Source organism: Thermosipho japonicus, assembly GCF_014201655.1.
Taxonomy (GTDB): Bacteria; Thermotogota; Thermotogae; order Thermotogales; family Fervidobacteriaceae; genus Thermosipho; species Thermosipho japonicus.
Map to the genome: position 1 here is coordinate 289529 of NZ_JACHEX010000002.1, position 11838 is coordinate 301366.

Annotated in this window: 12 protein-coding genes and 1 pseudogene; 11 read left to right on the plus strand and 2 right to left on the minus strand. The window is 30.9% G+C overall.

The window, feature by feature from the left end:
* Both rpmF and HNP65_RS05320 read right to left on the minus strand, forming a co-directional pair.
* Nucleotides 1-183: a 50S ribosomal protein L32 gene (gene rpmF, locus HNP65_RS05315; protein WP_126992858.1), complete on the minus strand. Its 183-nt coding sequence runs from the start codon at nucleotides 181-183 to the stop codon at nucleotides 1-3.
* Nucleotides 184-208: 25 nt separating this feature from the next.
* Nucleotides 209-760: a YceD family protein gene (locus HNP65_RS05320; protein ID WP_126992859.1), complete on the minus strand. Its 552-nt coding sequence runs from the start codon at nucleotides 758-760 to the stop codon at nucleotides 209-211.
* Nucleotides 761-814: 54 nt separating this feature from the next.
* Here HNP65_RS05320 and HNP65_RS05325 point away from each other — a divergent pair, with 54 nt between their 5' ends.
* From HNP65_RS05325 to HNP65_RS05375, 11 genes and pseudogenes are all read left to right on the plus strand, one after another.
* Nucleotides 815-1789 (plus strand): lytic transglycosylase domain-containing protein, encoded by a 975-nt coding sequence (locus HNP65_RS05325; protein WP_184619271.1) that lies wholly within the window; start codon nucleotides 815-817, stop codon nucleotides 1787-1789.
* 10 nt (nucleotides 1790-1799) lie between these two features.
* Nucleotides 1800-3404, plus strand: a pseudogene (fliF, locus tag HNP65_RS09980) (flagellar basal-body MS-ring/collar protein FliF).
* Nucleotides 3405-3408: 4 nt separating this feature from the next.
* Nucleotides 3409-4419, plus strand: a complete 1011-nt coding sequence (gene fliG / locus HNP65_RS05335; RefSeq protein ID WP_184619272.1) for a flagellar motor switch protein FliG — start codon at nucleotides 3409-3411, stop codon at nucleotides 4417-4419.
* Nucleotides 4420-4430: 11 nt separating this feature from the next.
* The gene (locus HNP65_RS05340; protein WP_184619273.1) at nucleotides 4431-4991 is read left to right on the plus strand and encodes a 3'-5' exonuclease; all 561 of its coding nucleotides are present in this window, start codon (nucleotides 4431-4433) and stop codon (nucleotides 4989-4991) included.
* Nucleotides 4991-6223: a PhoH family protein gene (locus HNP65_RS05345; protein ID WP_114702977.1), complete on the plus strand. Its 1233-nt coding sequence runs from the start codon at nucleotides 4991-4993 to the stop codon at nucleotides 6221-6223. The genes HNP65_RS05340 and HNP65_RS05345 overlap by 1 nt, the downstream gene beginning before the upstream one ends.
* A gap of 15 nt (nucleotides 6224-6238) precedes the next feature.
* On the plus strand, nucleotides 6239-6796 hold the full coding sequence (locus tag HNP65_RS05350; RefSeq protein WP_184619274.1) for a hypothetical protein: 558 nt from the start codon (nucleotides 6239-6241) through the stop codon (nucleotides 6794-6796).
* Nucleotides 6790-9246, plus strand: a complete 2457-nt coding sequence (locus tag HNP65_RS05355; protein WP_184619275.1) for an ATP-binding protein — start codon at nucleotides 6790-6792, stop codon at nucleotides 9244-9246. Before HNP65_RS05350 ends, HNP65_RS05355 begins: the two co-directional genes overlap by 7 nt.
* 3 nt (nucleotides 9247-9249) lie before the next feature.
* Nucleotides 9250-9951 carry a UMP kinase gene (gene pyrH, locus HNP65_RS05360; protein WP_184619276.1) on the plus strand — a complete coding sequence of 234 codons (702 nt, stop codon included), beginning with the start codon at nucleotides 9250-9252 and terminating at the stop codon, nucleotides 9949-9951.
* A complete protein-coding gene (ylqF, locus tag HNP65_RS05365) occupies nucleotides 9952-10728 on the plus strand; it encodes a ribosome biogenesis GTPase YlqF (protein WP_184619277.1) in 777 nt (258 codons plus the stop codon).
* Nucleotides 10713-11180 (plus strand): chemotaxis protein CheX, encoded by a 468-nt coding sequence (locus HNP65_RS05370; RefSeq protein WP_126992868.1) that lies wholly within the window; start codon nucleotides 10713-10715, stop codon nucleotides 11178-11180. Before ylqF ends, HNP65_RS05370 begins: the two co-directional genes overlap by 16 nt.
* Complete coding sequence (locus HNP65_RS05375; protein ID WP_126992869.1) at nucleotides 11180-11833, plus strand: 5'-methylthioadenosine/S-adenosylhomocysteine nucleosidase; 654 nt, start codon at nucleotides 11180-11182, stop codon at nucleotides 11831-11833. The genes HNP65_RS05370 and HNP65_RS05375 overlap by 1 nt, the downstream gene beginning before the upstream one ends.
* The last annotated feature ends 5 nt before the right edge of the window (nucleotides 11834-11838 follow it).

An 11838-nucleotide genomic window follows, 5' to 3' on the forward strand; every position in this document is an offset into this window, starting at 1 on the left:
TCATTCTGCAACTTCAAATACTTGTTTTTTACCGTAATATCCACAATTTAAACAAACTCTGTGAGGAAGTTTTGGTGCACCACAATTTGGACATACGGAAACAGGAACAGAAAATGCTTTGTATATTTTTGCCCTCTTGTGATGTGTTCTGCTTCTTGACCTTTTTTGCTTTGGTACTGCCATATAAATCCCTCCCTTTTAATTTATATCAATTCTTATTTTGCATTTCTTCTTTTAATTTTAAAAGCTTTTCAAATCTCGGATCTATATTAAATACTTCCATTTCTTTGCAAACATGATCTGGATGTTCATTTAAATTCTCCCCACAGAAAGGACATAAACCTTTACAATCTTCTTTGCAAACAAAAACGTCAGGAGCACTAACAACAAGTGCTTCAAGTATTCTTTCCTCAAGATCTATTTCTTCTCCTTTGTAGTATATCACATTTTTCAAATTTTCTATTTCAGAATTTTTAAAATTTGGTTCATTTTTTAAGTCATACACAGCCTCTATCGTTCCTTCCAAAGGCATTATAGCCATTTCAAGACATCTATCGCATGGTCTTTCAACTTTTCCAGAAACATATCCTCCAACTACAATTGTATCATCTGAATATACTATTGAAATTTTTACTTTAAATCTTTTATCAATTACTTTATACGTTCCTGTATGTAGCTCAATGTATTCGCTTTCATAATAGTCCTCAATCTTAACATTTTTTTTAGCAATTATATCCTTTATTTTTATTTTCCATTTCATTTAATTCACCTCATCTTTTCATTTTTATGGTATTATATAATGGGAGGGAAGTGTATGAAGAAAATATTCTTTCTGGTCATTTTATTTATCTCAACAATAACTTTATCTTTTTTATTTGATCCTTTAAATTATATAACAAAATCCAACATTGGTCTACAATTACAATTTTATAACAAAGGTGGTAAAATTTCCATATATAATCCCTTTGTTTACAAAATTGTTTCATTTGATAGTTTTACCGATACTATGAGATTCCCTGAAATAGTAAAAGGACTTGCATATATCGAATCTGGTTTTAATATACATGCACTTTCTCATGTAGGAGCAATGGGTATAACTCAATTCAAAGCTGATGCCGCAATTGATTATGGAGTATTCAACGCATGGAATCCTCAGCAAGCACTCCTGGGTACAGATAGGATGATAAGATACTATCATCAAAAATATAATGACATCTATAAAGTGTTAGCTATATACAATATAGGTGAATCAAATTACAAAAAAGGAAAATATATAGAACAAGGCAACGCATATGCAAACAAAGTAATTGCTGCTTCAAGAAAGATAAGTAGAAAATCTTATTTGTACGATAGATACGTTTTATATTTGCAAGGAACACTCACAGAAAATTCCAGTCAAACTTACACTGCTTTTTCTTTTGGTGGCATTTTTGATTATTTAGGAATAGTTTATTTTGATATTTCTTCAACTATTCATTTTAGAAAAGGTTATTTTCCAATTGAGTTGGGAACAAAATCTTACATTAGAATAAATCACTTCGATTCTTTTGTAATTGGATATAATTTGGGGTATAATTTAAATTATGAAAATGAAATATCAATTGGCCCAATAATTGGATATTCTCATTTTAGACCTATAGGCGAAAGCTACGAAATATACTACGATTTTTCAAAAGGGTTTAGTTTAAGTAGCTTTTTTATTTCTGTTGGGTATGGAAATAAATATTGGAGGATAAACTTTGGATTTGAACCAGAGTTTGATAATTTATTTCTTAGTATAACAATATGAGGTGATGGGGTTGGAGTGGTTTAGAAAATTTTTAGATTCATTTTCTAAGTTTCCTGATTTTTGGAAAGGCTTAAAAAAGAATCAAAAAATTACTATGCTTTCACTTTTAGCAGCAATTTTAATTGCTATAGTTTTAACTGTTATATTAAATGCTCCAAAGTATGTTCTCTTAATCTCAGCCAATAATGAAACAGATGCTGGAGCTATTATTCAGCAACTTGAATCACAAGGGATACCTTACAAAGTAGAAGCTGGAAATAGAATATTTATTCCATCATCTTATAACGTATATGAAGTAAGAATGAAATTAGCATCTAGCGGAGCTTTAGGCTCTTCAACTAAAGGTTTTGAACTACTTGACCAAAGCAGTTTTGGTGCTACAAGCTTTGACAAACAAGTAAATTATCAGCGAGCATTACAAGGTGAATTAGAAAGAACAATTGCAACAATCAATGGAGTAAAATTTGCAAGGGTACACCTTACTTTGCCAAAATATACATACTATGTTCGTGGTGAAATGGCAGAAACAAGAGCCTCTGTCCAGTTAGTGCTTGATCCAGGCGTTAGTCTTTCAAAAGAGCAAATTAAGGGTATCATTTAACTTCTAACTGGAGCAGTAGAAGGTTTGAAACCAGAAAACGTTAAGGTTATCGACAACTATGGAAGGGCTCTAAGTGATTTAGTAAATTTCGATGATAATACAGTTTCAGCTTCAACAAAAGTCGAATTAAAAATGCAATTAGAAAGTTACTATAAAAAAAAGATTCAACCTGCACTTGAAACAGTATTTGGTTTTGGTACAGTAGAAGTCATTCCAGATGTAAAATTGAACTGGCAAAAGGCAGAAAAAACAATAACAACATACAGCACACCAAAGGGTGGGCTTATCAGAAGTCAAGAAACCGAAAGTGAAAAAAGTACTACAGCTCCTGCAGACGGTGGCCCAGTTGGAACTGAATCAAATATACCAACTACATACTATCAAAGTGCTGAAGGATCAAACATTACTTTATATGAGAAAAATCATCAAATTACAAACTATGAACTAAATAAAATCGTTGAAAACATTGTTCAAAATAACGAAGGTGAGATAGAAAACATATCACTTTCCGTTATTATAGATTCTTCCTCAACAGTGTTTAATAAAATTTCAAAAGATGAAATAAATAAAATGGTTTCAGATGTTATAGAAAAAAGCATAGCTGCAAATTCTAGTCCGTCCGCAATTTCATACTCTCTTGCATTCATTCCATTTAGCAGAGAAACAGAAGAAGAATTTTCAAAAATAATAGAGCAACAAACAAAACAAAAAGAGTTTCTTTACAAAGCAGGTCTCTTGCTAATAGCTACAATTCTTGTATTTTTTGGAACATATGGTTTTCTAATGCAATTAAAGAAAGTAAAAGCAAGAAAACTTGTCTTGCAAAGGTACAAAATGCTTGAAGAAGAAGTTCAAAAGGTTATGGAAGAAAAAACTAGCGAAGAAGCTGAAGAAATTCTTTCAGAAGCACAGAAAGTTATTGAAGAGCTTAGAGATTATGCAAAACAACTTGCAGTTAAGTCACCAGAAGAAGTAGCATCAATAATAAAGATCTGGATTTCGGAAAGAGGGTGAACATATGGCCGAGAAATCTAGTATACCTGGAAAAAGAAAAGCCGCTATTTTACTTGTTTTAATGGGGCCTGAAAATGCTGCAAATGTACTTAAAAATCTTGACGAATCAGATGTAGAACAGTTGACAATAGAAATTGCAAATTTAGGAAATGTTAAAGATGATGAAAAGCAAGAAGTTTTACAAGAATTTAAAGAACTATCAAAAGCTCGTGAAATGTTACTATCCGGTGGTATTGAATATGCAAAAGAAATGCTCATAAAGGCATTTGGTCCAGAAAGAGCAATGAAAGTAATAGAAAGACTTGTTTCTAACCTGCAAGTTAAACCATTTGAGTTTATGAGACTTGCAGATCCCATGCAAGTCGTTAACTTTTTACAATCAGAACATCCCCAAACTATTGCTTTGGTATTAAGCTTTTTGGATCCACCGCTTGCTGCAAAAGTCTTATCTGCACTGCCAGAAAAAATTCAAGCAGAAGTCGTTAAAAGAATTGCTCTGCTCGATAGAGCTTCACCTGATATTGTTAGAGAGATTGAAAAGAATCTTGAAAAGAAATTCAGCGGTCTTGGTGTCCAAACATTAAGTCAGGTTGGCGGTATAGATACTGCTGCTGAAATTATCAATAACATCGATAGAGCCACTGAAAAATCTATCATGGAAAAGCTTGGGTATGAATCTCCAGAACTTGCAGAAGAGATTAGGAGAAGACTATTTGTCTTTGAAGATCTTCTTAAACTTGATGATAGATCCATACAACTTGTTTTACGTGAAGTTGATACAAGAGACCTTGCCGTAGCACTAAAAGGTGCTTCTGAAGAACTAAAAGAAAAGATATTTAATAACATGTCAAAGAGGGCTGCTCAACTATTAAAAGATGAATTAGAATTTATGGGACCAGTTCGTATTAAAGATGTTGAAGAAGCACAACAAAAAATTATTAATGTTGTAAGAAGACTTGAGGAAGCTGGAGAAATTGTTATCGCAAGAGGTGGAGGAGAAGAACTAATAGTTTAGGAGGAAACTTAATGTTAGATGAAAATGTATACTGTGTCATGGATACAGAAACAACGGGATTAAACCCTTATTTTGGTGATAGAATAATCGAGATTGCAATTGTACCTGTATACAAAAATAAAATCGTCAAAAAATGGATCTACCACTCTCTTGTAAACCCGAATATAAGGATACCTGCTCTTACTGAAAAGATACACGGAATATCGAATGATGCTATAACAGATGCTCCGTCTCTTGAAACTATTATTTCAAATGTTAGAGCATATGCAAAAGACACTATTTTTGTAATGCATAACGCATATGTTGACCTTTCTTTTATTGATATTGCTACAAAAGAAATAGGAGAATTTCCTATAAATTTTAGATATATTGATACACTTGAAATTTCACGGGTATTGTACAATAAAAAAAGAAGCTTGGAAAGCCTTGTAAAAGAATTTAAAATAGCAAATAAAGTACCACACCGTGCTCTTGAAGATGCCATATTAACAGCGAAGGTCTTTTTAAAACTCTCAGAAAAAATAGGCTATAATAACATAAATGAATTTATAAGAATATGGGGGGATAGGTAATGGTTAAAAATTTTATTTTAGATACAAACGTTTTAATACATGATCCACAATCAATTTACTCTTTTGAAGACAATAATGTAATAATACCTCTTCCAGTTTTAGAAGAATTAGATAACTTGAAAAGACATTCCGGGGGACTTGGAAAATTTGCAAGAGATGCTATAAGGGAGTTAGACAATTTAAGAAAACTTGGAAAACTCTCAGAAGGTATAAAACTAAAAAATGGAGGAACATTAAAGGTAATTTCGCTTAAAAAAAGCGATCATGAAAATATAGATTTTTTATATGAAAAGTACATCGACAATTGGATATTAGTTTACACACTACATGTAATGAAAAATTCTAAAAATCCCACCTTTTTGGTTTCAAAAGATATTAATTTAAGGGTTAAAGCCGATGCTCTTGGAATCCCATCTCAAGATTATCTAACTGATAGATCAGATCTTGAAACTCTAAATCCTGGTTATTTTGAAACATCTAACGTTGATATGCTCGATAAATCAAATTTATTTCCTAATTCCTATATAATTTCCAGAGATAAATACTTTAGATATGACGGGGAAAATTTACTTGAAATGAAAAAACACATTCAAGCCTGGAATGTAAAACCAAGAAATAGAGAACAATTTTTTGCAATGGACGCATTACTAAATGATGATATAAAACTTGTTTCACTGATCGGAATAGCTGGAACTGGCAAAACCTTTATTACACTCGCTTGCGCTCTTGAAAAGACTGTAACAGAACAAAAATACGAAAAGATAATTGTTGCAAGGCCACTTGTCGCTATGGGTGGAAAAGACATAGGATATTTACCGGGAAATATTGAAGAAAAAATGAAACCATGGATGTCACCAATATACGATAATCTTGAATATCTTTTCAAAATTTCAAACATAAATATGAAAGAATTTATGAAAAAGGAAATAATAGATATAGAAGCTTTAACATACATTAGAGGTAGATCAATACCTAATCAATTCATTATTATTGATGAAGCACAAAACCTAACACCACATGAGATAAAAACTATTCTTACAAGAGCAGGAGAAAATACAAAAGTTGTTCTCCTTGGTGATCCATATCAAATAGATACACCTTACCTTGATAAAGATAGCAACGGACTTGTATACGCTGCAACAAAATTCTTAAATAGCAAATTATCTGCACATGTTGTTCTAAAAAAAGGTGAGCGTTCACTACTTGCTAGTGAAGCAGCAAATCTTCTCTAAGGGGGTTTTAGATATATGGAAATAAAAGTTTCTAATCTAGAATTATTCAGTGTTCCATTTGGAATAAGTGTTCTCTGGAATCTTATTTTTCAAGCAAAAATAAATCTTATTGACAAACTATCAAAGCAATACGAAAACGCTCATTTTGTGTTTTCAAACATTCTTGGTGAGTTTGGAATGTATGATAAGGTAAATGAAATTCTTTCAGCATATTTTAACAACTACAGCATAACTGACGAAGAACTTGATTTTAACTCCTCACCTATAAACAATATACCAATTATACAAATAGATAATGAAAAGCAAAAATTTGAAACTGAAACAATTGGAATTTTTTATCCTTCTGATCTTTCAAATCTTCCTGAAAAGAAATACTCAAAAAATATCATTGTTTTAAAACAAATTGTTGATCAAAAAAAGTATGAAAAATTATCCGAAGATTATATTGTTATAGGAGATTTTGAAAAGCTAGAATACAAAAATCTTCTTGAAAGAAAAGTGACAGATCTTACCCAAGATGACACCACAAAATCTTTCTTGTTAAAGGTTTTAAGAGGTGATAAAGTATGTTGATCAAAAAAGTTAAAATCAATGGATTCGGAAAATTAAAAAATAAAGAAATAAAATTTAAACCAGGCCTAAATGTTATTTTTGGGCCAAATTCATCTGGAAAAACAACACTAGCATATTTTCTATTAAATTCTCTTTCAAAACCAGGTAATGAAATAAAGAAGTACGAGCCATGGAATCATTTTGAATTTGGCGGAGAAATTTCAACCGATGAAGGTGATTTTAAAGTCGACTTTCTCAATGGTGAATTTAACTCTTTAGTCGACAGAGAACTTTTAGAAACTATTGGATTTATAATGGAAGATGAAAAACTTGATACAATAAAGGAAAAAGATGCTTTTGTAATAAGTTACATGAAAAAAAGGATGCAAAAAAATGAATGGGGCTTAAAACTAACAGATGCAATTAACAAAACTGATGAGTATGCAAATGAAATTCAATTATGTATTGAAAATATAAGCAAACAAATATCTGAAATTGATAGCTACATTGATTCAGTAAAAGAAAAAATAAAAAATTATAACAATAAAATATCGAAAAAAAATGAATTAAAAAGAAAGAGTGAGCAGTTAAAGCAAATATTAGAAGAAAAAGAAGAAGAAATATCAAACTTAAAAAGAGAGTATATTCAAGAAATAACAGAAAAAATAAACTCTTTAAAAACTGAAAGAGATAAACTTAACTTAAACCTCAAAGAATATCTCAAATTTTCAAAGATTGACAGAGATACAGTTTCTCAAGCAAAAGAACTCTTGGAAACAATTGAGGTTTTAGAAAACAACATCAAATCAATTTCTTCTCAGCTTGAAGAACTTGAAAATAACTTTTCTTCAATAGAAAATACCCTTAATGAAAAGATGAGAAACTTAAATATAGAAAATGAAAAAGACCTTGAAAAGGTAAATTTAAAGATCAAAAATTTATCACTTTTAAAGAAGTTGTATGATGAAAAGAAAACAAAACTTGAAAATATATTAGAAGAAAATCCTCTCTGGAAGTTATTTACAGAAAATGAAGAAATAATTGAAGAAGTTGAAAAGCAAGAAGCAATTTATAGAGAAAATCAAGCAAAGATTCAAAATAAAATCGAAGAAAACGAAAAAGTACTAAAAAAATTGAATTCATCTATAAAAGTTCATAAAGACTTTTCGTTTGTCTTCTTTTTTGCAGCTATAATATCTTTACTTCTTGGGTTTGTTATGAGAAATATAAATATATGGTTATTTTTTGGAGCAGCATTCACCGGCTTTATAGGTTTATTTGAAACAATTCTTTGGAGAAAGATAGAATCAAGAATGGATGAAGTGAAAGCAGAAATTCAGGAACTTACAAAGAAGAAAATGATACGTCCAACCTACTTGAGCATTTTAAAGGACTATAATCTAAAATCAATAAAGGAATTAAGACAAAAATACTATGAATTTATAGAATGGAAAACCAGAAAAAAAGAATATAATCAAGTTAGTGAAGAATTTAAAAATTTAGAATCTGAAATACTTAGAGAGTTAAAGGATTTCAACTTGGGAAGCGCAGCTCAAATAATTGATTCAGGTATTGCATACCTTGAAAAATTATACAATGATATCCAAAAACTACTCCTTTCAAAATCCTCTATTGAAAGAGAAATTGCTAAATTAAACGAAGAATTAGAAAGAATGAAAGCTAAAAGAGAAGAAAGCTTTACCAGCTTAAACAAGATGTTGGAGGAACTTAAAATTTCAATTGATGAAATAAAAGACTTTGAGAATATATACAATGAATATTTGAAAATTAAAGAAACAATAACAAAAATAGATTCTGAAATTGAAAAATTTGAAAATATCCTTTCCGAAGAAATATACCCAGAATATATAATGTCAAAAATATATGAAACCGAGAAATTAAGAGATGAACTAAATTCATATGAAAAGGAGCTACAAGAAGATGTTGAAAAAGCTCCAGAATTTAGTGAAATACTTGAAAATTTAAAAAAGAGAGATGAACTTTCAAGAAAACTTGAAACTCTAAAAGGATATTATTCAAACATTGAAGTATCAAAACAAATTCTTCAAAAAAATCTTGAAGAATACGTTGAAACATATGGTAAGAAATTTAAAGAAGAATTTACTAAAATACTTCTTTCTATTACAAACGAACCCTTACCATTAATAGTTGAAGAAAACCTATCAGTTAGATTGAACATTAACGGTGAAAAACTCAATCCAAATGAATTTTTAAGCGCTGCAACATTTGACCAATTATTGTTTGCATACAAAATAGCATTATATAGAACTATGTCTGAACACAACTTGCCACTTGTAATAGATAACGCACTTATAAGATATGATAATACTAGATTACAAAAAACACTGGAAATATTAGATGAAGAATCAAAACGAAGACAGATAATCCTATTAACAAGCGATGAAAGGCTCAAAAATAAATTTAAAGAAGCCTTGATATTGGAGGGATAAAAGATGTACAAAAGGGTTCTTTTAAAATTAAGTGGTGAAGTACTTAGTGGTGAAGGTGAAAAAGGATTTAATATTGACAAAATTATTTACCTTATCAATGAATTAAATTCCGTCCTGGAGTACGGTACTAATATTGGGATAGTAATAGGAGCCGGAAACCTTTTCAGGGGAAGAGAAATGAAAGAATTATCTCCCACAATTGCAGACCAAATTGGAATGTTAGGAACCGTAATCAACGCATTATACCTTAAGGATCTATTTGAAAAACATGGGCTAAGAACTGTTGTGGTTTCACAGGTTACCTCACTTCCATCAATTAGACCTATTCATTATGATGATATAAATCTTTATTTTGATGCGGGGTACCTTGTAATTTTTGCAGGTGGTACAAGCAACCCATTCTTTACAACTGATACTGCTGCAGCTTTGAGAGCTGTTGAAATGAAAGCAGATATATTAATTAAAGGCACAAAAGTTTCAGGAATATTTGATAAGGATCCAAAAAAATTTGAAGATGCAATAAAATTTGATAAATTAACTTTTGATGATGCAATTGAAAAAGAATTAAAAATTATGGATACAGAAGCATTTTCGATTTGTAGACGATATAACATGAAAATTTTGGTAATAGACTTCTTCAAAAAAGGAAATTTACTGCGTGCAATTAGAGAAGAAAATGTTGGTACTTTGGTGGTGCCAAAATAAATGTGGTATCCCGGTCATATAAGTAAGGCAAAAAGGAAAATAAAAGAATACCTAAAAGCTGTCGATACTATAATGATAATTCTTGATGCAAGAGCTCCTCTTGCAACAACCGCCTTTGAAGAAAATATATTTTCACATAAAGATGTTTTGTTTGTTTTAAACAAAGCTGATCTTTCAAATGAGACATACAATAACCTCTGGGTTAAAGAAATTAGCAAAACTAATCCTGTTATAACATTTTCAAAGAAAGAGTCAGTTGAAAAAATTAAAAAGTTTATTAAAACCTATTCAAAGGAAAAATTAAAAGAGACAAGGATACTAATAGCTGGTGTTCCAAATGTTGGAAAATCATCTATAATAAACAAAATTTCTGGAAGAAAACTTGCAAAAACGGGAATGGCTCCTGGGATTACAAGGGGGCTTCAATGGATAAACCTTGGTAAAGTAAAGCTGCTTGATACTCCTGGAATACTATATTCAAAACTTTTTAATAAAGATGTGACCGCAAAATTACTTTTGATTGGTAGTATTCCTGTAGAATCGGTTGATAAATATGATATAATTACACGTGCGTATGAAATTTTTAGTAATGAATTAAATATTAAGGAAACATTTGAAGAATTTATAGAAAATTTTGGAAAAAAGCGTGGATATCTAGCAAAGGGCGGACTTGTAGATTTTGAAAGGGCAAAAAACAACTTTTTTAAGGCTGTTGCTGAAGGTAAATTTGGAAGGATGACATTTGACAAGGAGGTGCAACTATGGATGCAAAGATAATAAATTCTTTAATAACTGCGGTTAATTCAACTTTTAACATGGTATTACAGGTAGAACCTAAGGTCTTAAAACCAGAGATCGCAAAAGGAATTGATCCAAAATACCCTATAGTCACAGTTATAGGTTTTAACGGCGATATAGATGGAAATTTAATTTACTCATTTAATGAAGAAACTGCAAAAAACGTTGTAAGTAAAATGATGGGAATGCCATATGACAACCTTGACGAGCTTGCACTAAGTGCATTAGGAGAACTTGGAAATATGGCAAGTGGTTCAATAGCAATGAACCTTGAAAAAAACAATTATAAAGTCGACATAACACCTCCAACAGTTATAACAGGAAAAGAAATACAAATTACGGCTGAAGGTGTTATTCTAAAACTTCCTTTAAACATTTTCTCAGAAGGAGACTTTGAAATACACATGGTAATTAGAAGCGGGGGGAAATAATGATAGTAATAACAAGTGTTTTGCGCGAAGAAATAGTGGGGGCGTTTAGAGAGCTAATGCCAGTTTTGGAAAATGGAGAAATCCTCAAAAGGCCATATATGAGAGGACTTATAGGTGCCAACGAAGTTCTTCTCGTCTACGGCCTTATAGGGAAAGTAGAATCTGCAATGATGGCCCAAGCACTTATTGATAATTTTCATCCAAAATACTTTATACATTGCGGAGGTGCCGGTATAATTAACAGTGAAAGAAAAATTGGCGATATAGTCTGTGGGACTGAATATATTGAACATGATATAAAATTCAGGCAAAAGCAAATTAAAAAAATTAAAGCCTCTCAAACACTTATCGAACGTATATCCGATGTGTATAACAAGGTTATACTTGGACCAATTGCAAGTGGAGATATATTTGTCGATTCAGTAGAAGAAAAGACAAGAATATTCAACGAAACAAAAGCTGAATTAGTTGATATGGATAGTGCTGCTATTGCAAAGGTATGTTATGAAAACGACGTTGAATTTTGTGCAATAAAAATTGCGCTTGACAAAAGTGTTGAAGGAAGTACTATTGAAATACAACAAAATCTTAAAAAACTTGCTCCATTCCCTTCAGCAATAGTCGCTGAAATGCTCGAAAAACATCTTCTATAATTGGA